The organism is Mycobacterium sp. P2_H7 (assembly GCF_056403275.1).
In genome coordinates, this window is the sequence record NZ_JBFUFU010000010.1 from 372,562 (window position 1) to 388,119 (window position 15,558).

Sequence of the window (15,558 nt, forward strand, 5' to 3'; positions counted from 1 at the left end):
GCACAATGCCAGTGATTGCGGCGCGCCACTGTGCAGACGCGCACGCTCACGGGGTAGTGGTGGTCGAGGTGCGGCGCTGCAGCAGCACGGAGAACGTCAGCACAACCAGGCCCGCCACGGACAGCAGGGCGCCCGCCGCCGCGGGTGCGGTGTAGCCGTATCCGGCGGCGATCACCACGCCGCCGACCCAGGCGCCGGTGGCGTTGGCGATGTTCAGCGCGGAGTGGTTCAGCGCCGCGGCCAGCGTCTGCGCGTCGTGGGCGACGTCCATCAGCCGGGTCTGCAGGGCAGGCCCGATCGCGGAGCCGGCCGTCGCGATGAGGAACAGGCCGAGCAACGCTGTCCACGGATTGTGCGCGGCGAAGACGAAGAGCGCGAGCACCACGCCGAGCGCGATCATCGACACGTACAGCCCGCGGATAACCGAGATGTCGGCCATCTTGCCGCCGGCCAGGTTGCCGATCACCATCCCGAGGCCGAACGCCATGAGCGCCAGGGGTACCAGGGCGCGCGGCAGGCCGGCGACATCGGTCATGGTGGTGGACACGTAGGTGTACACGGCGAACATGCCTCCGAAGCCGACCATGCCGACCAGGAGCGCCAGCCACACCTGCACCCGGCGCAGCGCGCCGAGTTCGGTGAGCGGGCTGGTGACGTGCATATTGCGCAGCGGCGGCACCCAGAACCACAGCGCGACCAGAGTCACCAACCCGATGGCCACGACGAGTCCGAAGGCGCTGCGCCAGCCGAAATGTTGGCCCAGGGCCGACGCGACGGGAACGCCGAGGACGGTGGCCACGGTCAGCCCGGTCAGGACGTAGGCGACGGCCTTGGCGCGGTTGCGCGGTCCCATCAGGTGCGCGGCGATCAGCGCGGCGATGCCGAAGAAGGCGCCGTGCGGAATGCCCGCGACGAAACGGGCCGCCATCAGGGTGCCGTACGTGGGCGCGAACACGCTGGCGAGGTTGCCGATGACGAACATCGTCATCAGGCCGAGCACCAGGGTCTTGCGATTCATCCGTGCGGTCAGCGCGGCGATCAGCGGGGCGCCGATCACGACTCCGAGGGCATACGCGGAGATGACGTGGCCGGCGGTCGGCTCGGAGATGTGCAGGCTGGCGGCGATGTCAGGGAGCAGACCCATCGCGACGAACTCGGTGGTGCCGATCCCGAAACCGCCCAGGGCCAGTGCGAACACAGCCAAGGAACGCACCGTCGGGTCGGGTGCGACGACGGAGTTGGGCCGGTGGGGCCGGGCGGCGGTTCGGGACACCCGATCAGCGTAGAACCACTTACGACTTACGGGCAACTTACTTTTGTATCAATCATGCCAAAGTGGCGGAACTTACGTTTTCGGTGTTCAATCGGGTGATGGCCACCGCCGGCGACATATTCACCCTGATCAGGGAACGCGGCGACACCACGCGTGCCGATATCGCCGCCGTGACCGGCCTGTCCCGGACTGCTGTCTCCGCGCGCATCGCGGCGCTCACCGACGCCGGACTCGTTCTGGAATGTGAGCAGGCGCCCTCGACCGGTGGGCGGCCAGCCACTCCGGTGAGTTTCAACGCGGCGGCCGGCGTCGTGCTCTCGGTGTCCGTCGGCATCAGCCGCACCCGGCTTGCCGTCTGCGACCTGGCCGGAGCCATCTTGCGGTTGTCGGATATCGATCAGGAGGTCGCCCTGGGCCCCGACGACCTGATGCCCGATGTGGTCAAAGGTCTCGACGTGCTGCTCGACGAGCACCCGGGAGCCCAGGTGTTCGGTATCGGGTTGAGCCTGCCCGGCCCGGTGGACCGCGAACGTGGCTGCAGCCGGGACTCGCCGATTCTGCGGGGCTGGGACGGGGTGGAATTGCGCCAGTATTTCGCCGGGGCGTCCAGACTGCTCGATGCCCCCGTCATCCTGGACAACGACGCGAACGCGATCGCCCTCGCCGAGCGAGGCGGAGAACTCGAAGGCCACAGCGACCTGCTGGTGCTCAAGGCATCGACCGGCCTGGGCGCGGGCATCATCGCCGGCGGTGCACTGCAGCGCGGGGTCTCGGGTGCGGCAGGGGAATTCGGCCACAACAAGATCGCCGCCGCGGCGGGCCGGCCCTGCCGGTGCGGGGACACCGGCTGCCTGGAGACCGTCGCCGCCGGTTGGGCGATCGTGCATGAACTGCAGCAGCAGGGTTACACCGTCCGGCACCTGCGCGACGTCGTCGAACTGGCCAACGGCGGGGACCCGGAGACCCGCCGGATGATCCGCGACAGCGGACGCCATGTCGGCGAGGGCATCGCGCCCGCGGTGAACCTGCTCAACCCCAAGGTGCTCGTCATCACCGGCGACATGGCCGGCGCGTACGACATCTTCGTCGCCGGATTGCGAGAAGCGTTGTACGGCAACGCCACCGCGATGGCGACCCGCGAGCTTGAGGTGGTGGCCTCGGCGCACGGCGGTGAGGCGGCGCCCGTCGGCAGCGCCGCGATGGCCCTGGACGAGGTGCTCAGCGCGCGCGCAGTGGATGCGCTGCTCGCTTAGGCCTTCGCGATGACGTTCTCGGCGAACCACTCCAGATTGCGGATCTTGGCGTCCAGCGGTTCGGTGTCGTCGCCCATGATGTAGGGCACCCGGAAGCCGACGATCACATCGGTGACGCCCTTGTCCTCCAGGCGTTTCACCCCGTCCAGTGAGAACCCGTCGATCGAGATGACGTGGATCTGGAACTCGTCGGCAAGCCCGATGCGCTCCTCGGTCTCGCGGTACTGCGCAAGCTTCTTCAGTAGCGGGTCGAGTTCCTCGGGATCGCCGCCGCCGTGCATCCAGCCGTCATTGCGCGCGGCGCGTTTGAGCGCGGCGTCGGCATGACCACCGATGAGGATCGGCACCGGCTTGGTGGGCGCCGGCGTCATCTTGATGCTGGGGATGTCGTAGAACTCGCCGTGGTACTCGAAGTACTCGCCGGAGGTGAGGCCGCGGATGACGTCGATGCATTCATCCATCCGCTTGCCGCGCTTGGCGAACGGCACACCCATGATCTCGTAGTCCTCGGGCCACGGACTGGTGCCGACGCCGAGACCGAGACGATTGCCGAACAACGCCGCCAACGACCCGGCCTGTTTGGCGACCAGCGCCGGCGGCCGGATGGGCAGCTTCAGCACGAAGATGTTGAAGTGCAGCTTGGTGGTGACGGCCGACAGCGCGCCGATCAAGGAGAACGACTCGATGAACGACTTGCCGTCGAGAAATTCGCGGTTGCCGTCCGCGGTGTACAGATACTTGGAGTCGGACACCTCCGGGTAGGCGATGCTGTCCGGGATGGTCATCGCGTGATATCCGGCCTCGTCAGCGGCCTTCGCCAACGGGATGTAGTACGTGGGATCGGTCATGGCTTCCGCATAGGTGAACCGCATGGAGCCGATACTAGAACACGTTCTAGTTCTCCGAAGCGGAACGGTCGGGCATGATCAGCCACGTGCCCGCTTGGCTCAATCGCAACGTCCGCGTGCTCTCCGCCGTGTCGTTCCTCCAGGACACCGCCAGCGAACTGCTCTACCCGCTGCTGCCCATCTACCTGACCACCGTGCTGGGCGCGCCGCCCGCCGTCGTCGGGGCGATCGAAGGGGCCGCCGAGGGCGCGGCAGCGCTGACCAAACTCGCGTCCGGTCCGCTGGGTGACCGCTTCGCGCGCCGCCCGCTGATCGCCACCGGGTACGGCATGGCCGCCCTCGGCAAGATCATGGTGGCGGCCTTCGCGTCCTGGCAGGGCGTTCTCGCAGGTCGGGTGGTCGACCGGCTGGGCAAGGGGCTGCGCGGCGCGCCGCGGGACGCTCTGCTGGTGGTCGATATCGACGACGCGCACCGCGGTCGGGTGTTCGGCTTCCACCGCGCCATGGACACCTTCGGGGCCGTCGTCGGCCCGCTCATCGGGCTGGCCGGTTACGAACTGCTGGACCACCAGATCGCGCCGCTGCTCTGGGTGGCGGCGGTGCCCGCCGTGCTGAGTGTCGCGCTGGTCTTCCTGGCCAAGGAACGCAGACGCCCCGTGTCCGCCCAGCGGCCGCCCATCTTCGCGCGCGTGAAAGATCTGCCGCGGCGGTACTGGCGCACGACCGGTGTGCTCGTTGCGTTCGGAATCATCAACTTCCCCGACGCACTACTGCTGCTGCGGCTCAATGAGATCGGATTCTCGGTCGTCGAGGTGATCTTGGCCTACGTCGGCTACAACGCGGTCTACGCACTGAGCAGCTATCCGGCCGGCGTCCTGGCCGACCGGATCGGCCGGATCCCGGTGTTCGGCATCGGGCTGGTGTTCTTTGCCATCGGTTACGCCGGACTGGGGCTGACCACCGACCCGGTGGCCGCCTGGCTGCTGATCGGGGCGTACGGACTGTTCACCGGCTGCACCGACGGCGTGAGCAAGGCTTGGATCTCGTCATTGGTCGGCCCCGACCTGCAAGCCAGCGCGCAAGGCGTGTTCCAGGGTGCCGGCGGGTTCGCGATCCTGATCGCCGGTGTGTGGGCCGGGCTGGCGTGGGGTGCGGACGGCACGCTGCCGTTGTTGATCTCCGGTGGGCTCGGCGCCGTGTTCGCCATCGCGCTGCTGACGTTCGGCTACACCAACCGGAAGGGTGGGGCGCCCGCGCCGGCGATCTGATAGCCGCCCTGCTGGGTGCGTTCCATGCACCGGCCCGTCACAGTGTTGCCGTCGATGACGACGGTGACGGCGCCGCGCGGCGTCTGCGCCGGGGCGTCGAACACGGTGCCCTGCCAGTGGTACCGGCCGTCGATCGGCTCGAGGTGCCCGGTGAGCCGGACGCGGACGGTCTGGCCGTCGACGGTCGCGGGACCGTCGTAGACGTCTTCGACGAACTCTCCCTCGGCCTCTTCGGTGAGGGCCGCGGCCGGGCCCGTCTTGGCCAGAAATCCGCTGCGCCGCCAGATTCGGCGGGCGATGGGGCCCATCAGGCCGACCTCATCCAGGAACGCGGCCAGCGGGGCGAACCCGGCGATCTGGGTTTCGTGCCGGTGCGCCGAGGCGCGGGCCATCCGGCGCGCGGCCCGTGCATCCAGACCGACCCGTGCGTACTGCACCTTGTTGGTGAACAGGAAACGGAAGAACAGGCCGCCGGCGCCGTTGAGGTTGCCGATCCAGAAGCGCTTCCACCGTGACATGGACGGGGCGCGCTTGCGCAGGCCGTCGCGCGCGAACTGGATGTGGCGGGCTTCCTCGGTGACGTGAATCCGCATGAGGCGCTGCACCATTGGCTGCAACTCGGGATCATCCATCATCTGCCGCTGCAGCGAGTCGAAGATCTCCTCGCCGATCAGGGCGGCCAGCCACAGCACCGAGCCGCGGAAGATGAACGGCAGCCCGTTGATGATGACGCGCTGATACAGCCTGGGCCGCACCGGATCCGCGCCGACCTTCGCGATGGCCTTGCCGAACATCACCATGTGCCGGGTCTCGTCGCCGAGTTCGGTCAGCTCGTAGTGGGTGGTGGCGGCCGTCGGATCCTGATGCATCATCTTGCGCAGCAGTGCCTGGTTCAGGATGTTCTCGAACCAGATGCCGGCCGAGAGCGTGTTCACCAGTTCCTGGCGGGACAGCTCGATCTGCTCGGCCCGGCTCATCGCGTCCCACATCGGGGTGCCGTACAACGACACCACCTTGGGCGGCAGGAAGAACTTGTCCGCATCGAGCGGGGCGTCCCAGTCGATGTCGACGATCGGAGCGTAGGACTTACGCACCGATCCCTTCAGCAGCCGCTCTGCGAATTCCGCACGCGTGGTTTGCGATTTGAGCGAAGCCGTCATCGTCGACGTCCTTTCGGGTCAGAATTCGAAGCTACGTCCGCGCGACGCATTTAGTCAATACCCGCGGTACCGGATAAATCGTTTCCGCTAGCCTTCTGCGGGTGCGCACCATCCATGTCATCGGTATCGGCGCGGGCGACCCCGACTACGTGACGACGCAGGCCATCTCGGCACTCAATGACACCCAGGTGTTCTTCGCCATGGACAAGGGCGAGACGAAGGACGATCTCGTCGCGCTGCGCCGGCTGATCTGCGACCGGTTCATCGCCGAACCCGGGTACCGCTTCGTCGAACTGCCCGACCCCAAGCGGGCGACCGAAGGCGACTATCGCGACAACGTCTCCGAGTGGCACGCCGCCCGTGCTCGGCTGTGGGCACAGGCCCTGCAGACCGAACTGGGACCCGACGGCGTCGGCGCCTTCCTGGCCTGGGGCGACCCGTCGCTGTACGACAGCACGCTGCGCATTCTGGAGCGGGTGTCCGAGCACGTCGAGTTCGACTTCGACGTCATCCCGGGCGTCACCGCGATCCAGGCGCTGACCGCGCGACATCGCATCGCGCTCAACGACATCGGTGCACCGGTGCTGATCACCACCGGCCGTCAACTGCGCGAGAACGGGCTGACCACCGACGCGGTGGTGATGCTCGACGGCGAGTGTTCATTCCTGAGCTGCCCGCCGCAGACCCGGATCTGGTGGGGCGCCTACCTCGGGACGCCCGACGAGCTGCTGGAGTCCGGCACCGTCGGCGAGGTCGGTGAGCAGATCGTGGCGCGCCGCGCCGAGGCAAGGGAGCGGCACGGCTGGATCATGGACATCTATCTGCTGCGCGCCTGACCCTGGCAGGATCGAAGAATGGGATCTTTTCTGCTGCGGGCCGCGCTGACCGGACTCGCGCTGTGGGTGGTGACGCTGTTCGTGCCGGGCATGACCTTCGTCGGCGGTGACAGCACCGTCCAGCGGGCCGGCATCATCTTCGTCGTCGCTGTCATCTTCGGCCTCGTCAACGCCGTCATCAAGCCGATCGTGCAGATCATCTCGATACCGCTCTACATCGTCACCCTGGGCCTGTTCCATGTGGTCATCAACGCGCTGATGTTGTGGATCACCTCGAGGATCACCGAACACACCACGCACTGGGGTCTGGTCATCGACGACTTCTGGTGGACCGCGATCTGGGCCGCCATCGTGCTCTCGATCGTCAGCTGGGTGCTGTCCCTGGTGGTACGTACCTGAAAGGCCTTGCGCCTCAGCCGTGCTCGGCCTGCCAGCAGGCAGCCAGCGTGCGATAGGCGTCATGCTCGGCGGCCGCCACCGTCGGCCACAACCGCTCCGCGGCGTCCCGTTGGGCGGCCGAACCGCCGACGGCGCCCTGATAGGCGTCGAGCATCGCCATCGCGCGCAGTTGCAGATCGCGACGGTCTGCCCGGGCCGCGGCAGTGGTGACCGCGCCGGACTCCAGGTGTGAGGTGGTGGCCGCGATCGCGGCAGCGGTGGCGTCGATGGCTTCGGTCACGGGGGCGTGACCGCGGTGGCGGATCGCGATCCGGTACACCAGAAGCGCTGCCGCGCATCCGATCACGGTGTCCAGCCCACGGGCCAGTAACAGGTGGCCCACATCGTCCACCGGGCGCCCGCCGGACGCGATGGTCAGGGCGATCGGGGTGATGAACACCACCGCGATCGCGTAGTTGCGCACCACGAACATCTCAATGGTGAACTGCAGCAACGCGATCACCGCGACCAGCCACAGGCCCTGCGGATGCCAGGCGAGGATCAGGCCGGCCAGCGCGAGTCCGATCCATGTGCCCACCAGTCGCTCGACGCCGCGCTGCACAGTGCGCAACCAGTCGAAACCCTGGGCCAGCATCAGCACCGCGGCCGCCATCGCCCAGTAGGCGTGATCGATCGACAACACCGATGCCACGGTGCCCGCCACGGCGACCGCGATGCCGACCCGTAGTGCGAGCCGGAAGGACTCCGAACCCGGTGTCACGGCCCGCCGCAGCAGGGTGAGGTTGCCCGGACGGCCCAGCGGCAGCTCCGGGGTGGCGTCGGCGTACGCAGAGTCATCTATATGGGGCAGCGACTCACCGCGGTCGACGGCACCCATCGCCGCCGCGAAAACCCGGTGCAGCCGGTGATTCTCGGCCCGGAGGCGTTGCAGGGTGCCGTCTGGCCGCGGCGTGGCCGGTTCGAAATTGACCAGCGTCACCCAGGCCTGATGCAGCGCCCGCGCCGCCAGATGCCGGTCAGTGCTTTCGGCGGTGTCGAGGTAGCGGGCGACGGCGACACGCGCCGCGTCCACCGCCGCATACTCCGGGCGACGGGGTCGCCACAGCGCCGCGACCATGTGTGCCATCCACGCGAAAGCCCCGCCGGACAACACCAATGCGCCGATATGCCACGGGGTCAGGTGAGTGGCCGCCGTCGCGGTTCCGGCCGCACAGCCCAACACGAACATGTAGGCCCCCGGCGGGCCGACGCTCAGCGCATGGCATACCAGGGCGGCCACCGTCGCGATCACCGTGATGGTCGCCAGTCCGAGCGCCGGTATCCGGGCGGCCCAGTCGCCCAGGGCCACCGCCGCCGCGAAACTCAGGGCGACGACTGCCAGGTAACCGGCGCGGTTGAGATACGGGCGGCCGCTGCCGTACAGCGCGGTGAAGCCACCGATGGTGGCGACGAGGCCGGCCGCGGTATCGCCGGCCAGCCAGCCCGTCAGTACGGGTACCGCCATGCAGATGCCGGCCCGCAACGCGAACGGCCAGCGCGTCGGGGCGGGATTGAGCACCAACAGGCGGCGCAGGTACGGCAGCACATGCCGACGATATCCGTGCCTCCGCCCTGGAACATTTCCCCGTCGCTGCGCTCGCCCGGAATGACACACTGGAGACATGCCCGAATTGCCCGAGGTCGAGGCACTCGCGGATCATCTGCGCCGGCACGCCGTCGGACGACAGGTCACGCGGGTGGACGTGGCGGCCCTGTCGGTGCTCAAAACCTTCGACCCGCCCGTCACCGCCCTGATCGGGCAGGCCGTGACCGGGGCCGCGCGCTGGGGCAAGTACCTGGGTCTGCAGGTCGGCGAGCTGTACCTGATCACCCACCTGTCCCGGGCGGGCTGGCTGCGCTGGTCGGACAAGCTCGCCCCGACTCCGTTGAAGCCGGGCAAAGGGCCCATCGGTCTGCGCGTGCATCTCGACGGGGAGGGGTTCGACCTGACCGAGGCCGGCACCCAGAAGCGCCTCGCGGTGTGGGTGGTCACCGATCCCATGTCCATTCCGCAGATCGCCGCGCTGGGTCCGGACGCGCTGTCGCTGGGACCCACGGAGCTTGCCGAGGTGCTGGCCACCCAGACCGGCCGGATCAAGACGGTCATCACCGATCAGAAGGTCATCGCGGGTATCGGCAACGCGTACAGCGACGAAATCCTGCATGTGGCAAAGCTTTCCCCGTTCGCCGGCGCGTCGAAGCTGACGGCCGATCAACTGGGCGCACTGCACGACGCGATGGTGTCGGTGCTCACCGATGCCGTGACCCGGTCGGTGGGCCAAGGCGCCGCCACCCTGAAGGGTGAGAAGCGGTCCGGGCTGCGGGTGCACGCGCGTACCGGGTTGCCCTGTCCGGTGTGCGGGGACACCGTGGCCGAGGTGTCGTTCGTCGACAAGTCTTTCCAGTACTGCCCGACGTGCCAGACCGGTGGAAAGAAGCTGGCCGACCGGCGGATGTCCCGGCTGCTCAAGTAGCGACGGGTTCCGGTCAGTTATCTAACTGGGTTATTCTGCTGCCATGACTCGCCAGAAGATCCTGATCACCGGCGCCAGCTCCGGATTGGGCGCCGGCATGGCGCGCGCCTTCGCCGCCCAAGGCCGTGACCTGGCCCTTTGCGCGCGAAGGACCGAGCGCCTGGATGAGCTCAAGGCGGAGATCGCCGCCAAGCACCCGCACGTCAAGGTGGCCGTCGCCGCACTGGACGTCAACGACCACGAGGCCGTGCCCCGGGTGTTCGGTGAGCTTTCCGACGCGTTGGGTGGCATCGACCGGGTCATCGTCAACGCAGGCATCGGCAAGGGCTGGCCGCTGGGCGAGGGCAAGCCGTGGGCCAACAAGGCCACCATCGAGACCAACCTGGTCGCCGGTCTGGTGCAGATCGAGACCGCGCTGGAGATGTTCAAGAAAACCGGCGGCGGGCACCTGGTGCTCATCTCCTCGGTACTGGGAAACACCGGTGTTCCTGGCACCAAAGCCGCCTACTGCGCCAGCAAGGCCGGGATGACCTCGTTGGGCGAATCGCTGCGCGCCGAGTACGACAAGGGCCCCATCAGCATCACCGTCATCGAACCCGGCTACATCGAGTCCGAGATGACGGCCAAGTCGGCGTCGACGCTGCTGATGGTGGACAACGAGACCGGTGTGCGCGCGATGGTAAACGCCATCGAGAAAGAGAAGGGCCGCGCCGTGGTTCCCGGCTGGCCGTGGGCGCCGTTGACGCAGATCCTGCGGCTGCTCCCGCCCAAGTACACCAAGCGTTTTGCGTGAATCTTTTTCGGACGCGTGGTTTAACGCCCTCCGGAGGCTGGGTAGTCAATGAAGCATGATGGTGAAACTGATGAAGATGACGCCCCTCCTGTTCGCAGGCGCTGCCGCTGCTGGAGCCATCGCGCTTGCCCCGGCTGCTACCGCTGAGCCTGCCCCAGGCTGCTACAACCCGGACGGCACGCCGTGCACGCCGTCCGCCGGCCCGCAGGGCGCCGGTGCTGAGGTCCCGGGTGGTCCGGGTGCTCAGGCCAGCCCCGACGGTCATGTGTCGGCACAGGTTCCCGGCGGCCCGTGGGCCGAAGCCGGTCCCGGTGGCGGCGTGGCCTGCATCCCCGGCGGCCCGTGCCGGACCATTCAGCTCCCGGGCTGATCCGTCCCTGAGTGATTTCGGCGCGCTCACCCGCGATGACCACGGGTGAGCGCAGCAGTGCTTTGGCTTGTGTCTTGCCCAGTTCGACGCCCCACTGGTCGAACGAGTCGATGCCCCAGATGACACCCTCGGTGAACACCTGGTGCTCGTAGAGCGCGATCAGCTGGCCGACCACCGACGGCGTCAGCTTGGTGGCCAGGATCGACGTCGTGGGCCGGTTACCGGGCATCACCTTGTGCGCCACCACGTCCGCAGGCGTGCCCTCGGCGGCGATCTCCTCGGCGGTCTTGCCGAAGCCGAGCACCTGGGTCTGCGCGAAGAAATTGCTCATCAGCAGGTCGTGCATGCTGCCGGTGCCATCGGCTGTCGGGAGGTCGTCTGTGGGTTGGCTGAACCCGATGAAGTCGGCCGGAATCAGCCGGGTGCCCTGGTGCAGCAGCTGGTAGAAGGCGTGCTGGCCGTTGGTTCCTGGTTCGCCCCAATAGATTTCACCGGTACTGGTCGTCACCGGTGAGCCGTCGGCCTGGACGGATTTGCCGTTGGACTCCATGGTCAGCTGCTGCAGGTATGCCGCGAACCGGGACAGGTCGTTGGAATACGGCAACACCGCACGCGACTGTGCGCCGAAGAAGTTGTTGTACCAGAGCCCGATCAGACCCAGCAAGACCGGCGCGTTCTCGGCCAGCGGCGCGGTGCGGAAATGTTCGTCGACCAGGTGGAAGCCCGCCAGGAACTCGGCGAAGCGCTCCTTGCCGATGGCCGCCATCACCGACAGGCCGATGGCCGAGTCCACCGAATACCGGCCGCCCACCCAATCCCAGAAGCCGAACATGTTCGCCGTGTCGATACCGAAATCGTCGACCAGGCGCTTGTTGGTGGAAACCGCCACGAAATGCTTGGAGACGGCCGCGTCGCCGAGGACATCGGTCAGCCAGCGGCGTGCGGCAGTGGCGTTCGTCAACGTCTCCAAGGTGGAGAACGTCTTGCTGGCGATGATGAAAAGCGTTGTAGCGGGGTCGAGTCCGTCGAGTTTTGCCACCAGATCGGCAGGGTCGACGTTGGACACGAAGCGGGCCGAGACGCCGGCGTCGGCGTAGTGACGCAGGGCGTCGTACACCATGACGGGCCCGAGGTCCGAGCCGCCGATGCCGATGTTGACGACGGTGGTGATGCGCTGGCCGGTGGCTCCGGTCCACTCGCCGGAGCGCAGCCGGTCGGTGAAGTCACCCATCGCGTCGAGCACCTCGTGCACGTCGGCCGTGATGTTCTGGCCGTCGACGGTGAGTGCGGCACCGCGGGGCAGGCGCAGCGCGGTGTGCAGGACCGCGCGGTCCTCGGAGGTGTTGATGTGCTCGCCGGAGAACATGGCGTTCCGGCGGCCTTCCAGGTCAGCGGCTTTCGCGAGATCGACCAGCAAATCCAGGGTTTCGCGGGTGACGCGGTGCTTGCTGTAGTCGATGTAGAGGTCGCCGACGGTCAAGGTCAGCTCGGTGCCGCGGGCCGGATCCTCGGCGAAGATCTCCCGAAGATTCTTCGGTGCGATGGCCTCATGGTGGCGCGCCAGCGAATGCCATGCGGCCGTTGCGGTGATGTCAGCACTCATTCTTCAGACCTTAGTGCGGTATGCGTGTCGAGGGTGTACATGATGGATGTATGCGCACCGAACACTTGGCAGAGCTCATTGCATCCGTGCCCACCGGCCTGTGGATCGGCGGTGAAGAGCGCGCCGGCACGTCCACGTTCGAGGTCCACAATCCCGCGACCGACGAGGTCATCACCTCCGTCGCCGACGCAACCGCCGCGGACGGGATCGCCGCCTTGGACGCCGCGGTGGCGGTGCAGGCCGACTGGGCGGCCACCCCGCCCCGTGAGCGCGGCGAGATCCTGCGCTCCGTCTTCGAAACCCTCACTGCGCGAGCCGAAGACGTCGCGACGCTGATGACACTCGAGATGGGTAAGGTGATCGCCGAAAGCCGCGGCGAGGTCAAGTACGGCTCCGAGTTCTTCCGCTGGTTCTCCGAGGAGGCGGTGCGCATCGGCGGCCGCTATACCCACAGCCCGGCCGGCACCGGCCGCATCGTCGTCACCAAGATGCCGGTGGGCCCCTGTTACGCCATCACCCCGTGGAATTTCCCGCTGGCGATGGGCACCCGCAAGATCGGCCCGGCGCTGGCCGCGGGCTGCACCATGCTGGTCAAGCCCGCCCAGGAAACCCCGCTGACCATGCTGCTGCTGGCCAAGCTGATCGACCAGGCCGGACTGCCCAAGGGTGTGCTGTCGGTGCTGCCCACCTCGAACCCGGGTGCGCTGACCACCGCGCTGATCGACGACGGCCGGCTGCGCAAGCTGACCTTCACCGGCTCCACCGGCGTCGGCAAGGCGCTGGTGAAGCAGTCGTCGGACAAGCTGCTGCGCACCTCGATGGAGCTCGGCGGCAACGCGCCCTTCGTGGTGTTCGACGATGCCGATGTGGACGCCGCCGTCGAAGGTGCGCTGCTGGCCAAGATGCGCAACGGTGGCGAGGCGTGCACCGCGGCCAACCGGTTCCACGTCGCGAACGCGGTGCGCGTGGAGTTCACCGAGAAGCTGGTGAAGCGGATGGGTGAATACCAGCTGGGCAACGGCCTGGACGAGTCCTCGACGCTGGGGCCGCTGATCTCGTCCAAGCAACTCGGCATCGTCAACACCTTGGTGTCCGACGCCGTGGAGCGTGGCGCCGAGGTCGCCGTCGGCGGTGAGGCGCCGGCCGGGCCGGGCAATTTCTTCCCGGCCACCGTGCTGGCCGACGTGCCCGCCGACGCCCGCATCCTCAAGGAAGAGGTGTTCGGGCCCGTCGCGCCGATCGCCGGCTTCGACACCGAGGAAGAGGGCATCGCCGCGGCCAACGACACCGAATACGGTCTGGCCTCCTACATCTACACCCAGTCGCTGGACCGCGCGTTGCGGGTGGCCGAGGCCATCGAGTCCGGCATGGTCGGCGTGAACCGCGGGGTGATCTCGGATCCGGCCGCGCCGTTCGGTGGGGTGAAGGAGTCCGGCTTCGGTCGTGAGGGCGGCACCGAAGGCATCGAGGAGTACCTGGAGACCAAATACATCGCCTTCACCCCCTGACCGTTTGATTCCGCATCCGCGGAGTCAAATATGTGAATCATCCGTGAATGCGGATACGATCCTGCGGTGCCGACAATCCGGGTCCGCGAGGCTGCCGAACTGCTGGGTGTCAGCGATGACACCGTTCGGCGCTGGATCGACGACGGCACCGTCACCGCGGGCGTCGACGAATCTGGCCGCAAGGTGCTCGACGGCGCGCAATTGGCCGCGTTCGTCCGCGACCACGCCGGGCGGGTGCCGCAGGATCCCGTCGCGATCGGCAGTTCGGCGCGCAACCGGTTCGCCGGTCTGGTCACCAAGATCGTCTCGGACACGGTGATGTCGCAGGTCGAGTTGCAGTGCGGCCCGTTCACCGTCGTCTCGCTGATGAGCACCGACGCCGTGCGCGAACTCCACCTCGAGCCGGGCAGCGTCGCGGTCGCCGTCGTCAAGGCCACCACCGTCATCGTCGAGACCCCAGGAGACAAGTAAATGAAGCGGATTCTCTCGATTAAATGAAGCGGATTCTCTCGATCGCCGCCGCAGGCCTGGCCGCCGCGGCACTGGTCAGCGGATGCGGCTCGGATACGTCGACGAGCGGCACCACGTCGAGCGGTGCGGCGCCCGCCCAGCATCTCGTGGTGTTCGCGGCGGCCTCGCTGAAGAAGACTTTCACCGACATCGGCGAGCAGTTCAAGACCGACAATCCGGGTGCGACGGTGGAGTTCTCGTTCGCCGGTTCTTCCGACCTGGTGACGCAGCTGATCCAGGGCGCCAAGGCGGACGTGTTCGCCTCCGCGGACACCAAGAACATGGACAAGGCTTCCCAGGCCGGGCTGCTGGCCGGCGATCCGGTGAACTTCGCGACCAACGTGCTGACCATCGCGGTGGCGCCCGGTAACCCCAAGGGCATCAAGACTTTTCAAGACCTGACCAAGCCCGGCCTGAACGTGGTGGTGTGCGCGCCGCAGGTGCCGTGCGGGTCGGCCACCAAGAAGGTCGAGGACGCCACCAAGGTGATGTTGGCGCCGGTCAGCGAGGAGACCTCGGTGACCGACGTGCTGGGCAAGGTTTCGACGGGTCAAGCCGATGCCGGGCTGGTGTACGTCACCGACGTCGCGGGCTCGGGCGGCAAGGTCGAGGGTGTGGCGTTCCCGGAGTCCTCCGGCGCGGTGAACACCTATCCGATCGTGACGCTGAAGACCGCGGCCGACTCGGCCCTGGCGCACAAATTCATCGACCTGGTGACCGGCGAGGCCGGTCAGAAGGTGCTGGACCAGGCTGGCTTCGGCAAGCCTTGAGGGGAGGTTTCGGCGCGCTTACCCGTGCTCAGCTCGGGTAGGTGCGCCGAAATCAGCTGGTGCCGAGACGGCCGCGGCCCATCCGCAGCAGCAGCATCGCGAGATCTTTGCCTTCGGGGCCGAGCGCGCTGTAGCGCTCGATGACCTTCATCTCCCGGCTGTGCACCAGCCGGGTGCCGCCCGAGGCCATCCGGATCTTGCCGATGGTCTGGGAGACCTCTTTGCGGCGCGCGATGGCGGCCAGGATCTCGGCATCGAGCCGGTCGATCTCCAGGCGCAGCTCGTCGATATTCGGCGCTTCGGTTTCGGTACTCATGTTTTCCTCGCTGTTGGTGGGTTCTGATTTCATCCGGTTCCGGGCCTCACACAACAGACGAGCCCCGGATCCGGATGCGGACCGCGGGGCTCTGGGGAAGCAGCTAGACCACGGGCACCGCGGATCGGTACCCGTAAA

At 67.5% G+C, this 15,558-nt stretch carries 14 protein-coding genes and 2 pseudogenes; 10 read left to right on the top strand and 6 right to left on the bottom strand.

Going from position 1 to position 15,558, the window contains the following annotated elements; genetic code table 11:
- Positions 1-46 precede the first annotated feature (46 nt).
- Positions 47-1,273, bottom strand: a complete 1,227-nt coding sequence (locus tag AC1DY7_RS17175) for an MFS transporter (protein WP_477494898.1) — start codon at positions 1,271-1,273, stop codon at positions 47-49.
- Between the two features lie 98 nt (positions 1,274-1,371).
- Here AC1DY7_RS17175 and AC1DY7_RS17180 point away from each other — a divergent pair, with 98 nt between their 5' ends.
- Positions 1,372-2,526 (top strand): ROK family protein, encoded by a 1,155-nt coding sequence (locus tag AC1DY7_RS17180; RefSeq protein ID WP_477495062.1) that lies wholly within the window; start codon positions 1,372-1,374, stop codon positions 2,524-2,526.
- Here AC1DY7_RS17180 and AC1DY7_RS17185 read toward each other — a convergent pair.
- Complete coding sequence (locus AC1DY7_RS17185) at positions 2,523-3,398, bottom strand: LLM class flavin-dependent oxidoreductase (protein ID WP_477494899.1); 876 nt, start codon at positions 3,396-3,398, stop codon at positions 2,523-2,525. The two genes, AC1DY7_RS17180 and AC1DY7_RS17185, sit on opposite strands and share 4 nt — an antisense overlap.
- A 50-nt stretch (positions 3,399-3,448) precedes the next feature.
- Between AC1DY7_RS17185 and AC1DY7_RS17190 the strand changes: the two genes are divergently transcribed.
- On the top strand, positions 3,449-4,642 hold the full coding sequence (locus AC1DY7_RS17190; RefSeq protein ID WP_477494900.1) for an MFS transporter: 1,194 nt from the start codon (positions 3,449-3,451) through the stop codon (positions 4,640-4,642).
- Here AC1DY7_RS17190 and AC1DY7_RS17195 read toward each other — a convergent pair.
- Complete coding sequence (locus AC1DY7_RS17195) at positions 4,600-5,802, bottom strand: diiron oxygenase (protein WP_477494901.1); 1,203 nt, start codon at positions 5,800-5,802, stop codon at positions 4,600-4,602. The two genes, AC1DY7_RS17190 and AC1DY7_RS17195, sit on opposite strands and share 43 nt — an antisense overlap.
- 101 nt (positions 5,803-5,903) lie before the next feature.
- Between AC1DY7_RS17195 and cobF the strand changes: the two genes are divergently transcribed.
- On the top strand, positions 5,904-6,638 hold the full coding sequence (cobF, locus tag AC1DY7_RS17200; RefSeq protein ID WP_477494902.1) for a precorrin-6A synthase (deacetylating): 735 nt from the start codon (positions 5,904-5,906) through the stop codon (positions 6,636-6,638).
- 18 nt (positions 6,639-6,656) lie between these two features.
- On the top strand, positions 6,657-7,037 hold the full coding sequence (locus tag AC1DY7_RS17205; protein ID WP_477494903.1) for a phage holin family protein: 381 nt from the start codon (positions 6,657-6,659) through the stop codon (positions 7,035-7,037).
- Between the two features lie 13 nt (positions 7,038-7,050).
- Here the strand turns inward: AC1DY7_RS17205 and AC1DY7_RS17210 are convergent, their stop codons facing one another.
- Positions 7,051-8,622: an FUSC family protein gene (locus AC1DY7_RS17210; RefSeq protein ID WP_477494904.1), complete on the bottom strand. Its 1,572-nt coding sequence runs from the start codon at positions 8,620-8,622 to the stop codon at positions 7,051-7,053.
- A 76-nt stretch (positions 8,623-8,698) separates the two neighbouring features.
- Between AC1DY7_RS17210 and AC1DY7_RS17215 the strand changes: the two are divergent.
- The 3 genes and pseudogenes from AC1DY7_RS17215 to AC1DY7_RS17225 all read left to right on the top strand — a co-directional run.
- Positions 8,699-8,944 (top strand): annotated as a pseudogene (locus tag AC1DY7_RS17215) (DNA-formamidopyrimidine glycosylase family protein); the annotation flags it as partial.
- A 132-nt stretch (positions 8,945-9,076) separates the two neighbouring features.
- Positions 9,077-9,550, top strand: a complete 474-nt coding sequence (locus AC1DY7_RS17220) for a zinc finger domain-containing protein (RefSeq protein WP_477495063.1) — start codon at positions 9,077-9,079, stop codon at positions 9,548-9,550.
- A 43-nt stretch (positions 9,551-9,593) separates the two neighbouring features.
- The gene (locus tag AC1DY7_RS17225; protein ID WP_477494905.1) at positions 9,594-10,343 is read left to right on the top strand and encodes an SDR family oxidoreductase; all 750 of its coding nucleotides are present in this window, start codon (positions 9,594-9,596) and stop codon (positions 10,341-10,343) included.
- Between the two features lie 407 nt (positions 10,344-10,750).
- Here AC1DY7_RS17225 and pgi read toward each other — a convergent pair.
- Positions 10,751-12,316: pseudogene (gene pgi / locus AC1DY7_RS17230) on the bottom strand (glucose-6-phosphate isomerase); the annotation flags it as partial.
- 50 nt (positions 12,317-12,366) lie between these two features.
- On the opposite strand from pgi, the gene AC1DY7_RS17235 reads away from it, so the two are divergent.
- The 3 genes from AC1DY7_RS17235 (at position 12,367) to modA (ending at position 15,104) form a co-directional block, all read left to right on the top strand.
- Positions 12,367-13,824: an NAD-dependent succinate-semialdehyde dehydrogenase gene (locus AC1DY7_RS17235; RefSeq protein ID WP_477494906.1), complete on the top strand. Its 1,458-nt coding sequence runs from the start codon at positions 12,367-12,369 to the stop codon at positions 13,822-13,824.
- A 66-nt stretch (positions 13,825-13,890) separates the two neighbouring features.
- Complete coding sequence (locus tag AC1DY7_RS17240; protein WP_477494907.1) at positions 13,891-14,295, top strand: TOBE domain-containing protein; 405 nt, start codon at positions 13,891-13,893, stop codon at positions 14,293-14,295.
- A gap of 23 nt (positions 14,296-14,318) precedes the next feature.
- On the top strand, positions 14,319-15,104 hold the full coding sequence (gene modA, locus AC1DY7_RS17245) for a molybdate ABC transporter substrate-binding protein (RefSeq protein ID WP_477494908.1): 786 nt from the start codon (positions 14,319-14,321) through the stop codon (positions 15,102-15,104).
- Positions 15,105-15,156: 52 nt separating this feature from the next.
- Here the strand turns inward: modA and AC1DY7_RS17250 are convergent, their stop codons facing one another.
- A complete protein-coding gene (locus AC1DY7_RS17250; RefSeq protein WP_477494909.1) occupies positions 15,157-15,453 on the bottom strand; it encodes a chorismate mutase in 297 nt (98 codons plus the stop codon).
- Positions 15,454-15,558 lie beyond the last annotated feature (105 nt).

Bases quoted from the DNA above. Each gene is read 5' to 3' on its own strand.
- AC1DY7_RS17180 (WP_477495062.1), top strand. From the start codon at position 1,372: ATGGCCACCGCCGGCGACATATTCACCCTGATCAGGGAACGCGGCGAC.
- AC1DY7_RS17185 (WP_477494899.1), bottom strand. From the start codon at position 3,398: ATGCGGTTCACCTATGCGGAAGCCATGACCGATCCCACGTACTACATC.
- AC1DY7_RS17190 (WP_477494900.1), top strand. From the start codon at position 3,449: ATGATCAGCCACGTGCCCGCTTGGCTCAATCGCAACGTCCGCGTGCTC.
- AC1DY7_RS17195 (WP_477494901.1), bottom strand. From the start codon at position 5,802: ATGACGGCTTCGCTCAAATCGCAAACCACGCGTGCGGAATTCGCAGAG.
- AC1DY7_RS17205 (WP_477494903.1), top strand. From the start codon at position 6,657: ATGGGATCTTTTCTGCTGCGGGCCGCGCTGACCGGACTCGCGCTGTGG.
- AC1DY7_RS17220 (WP_477495063.1), top strand. From the start codon at position 9,077: ATGTCCATTCCGCAGATCGCCGCGCTGGGTCCGGACGCGCTGTCGCTG.
- AC1DY7_RS17225 (WP_477494905.1), top strand. From the start codon at position 9,594: ATGACTCGCCAGAAGATCCTGATCACCGGCGCCAGCTCCGGATTGGGC.
- AC1DY7_RS17235 (WP_477494906.1), top strand. From the start codon at position 12,367: ATGCGCACCGAACACTTGGCAGAGCTCATTGCATCCGTGCCCACCGGC.
- modA (WP_477494908.1), top strand. From the start codon at position 14,319: ATGAAGCGGATTCTCTCGATCGCCGCCGCAGGCCTGGCCGCCGCGGCA.
- AC1DY7_RS17250 (WP_477494909.1), bottom strand. From the start codon at position 15,453: ATGAAATCAGAACCCACCAACAGCGAGGAAAACATGAGTACCGAAACC.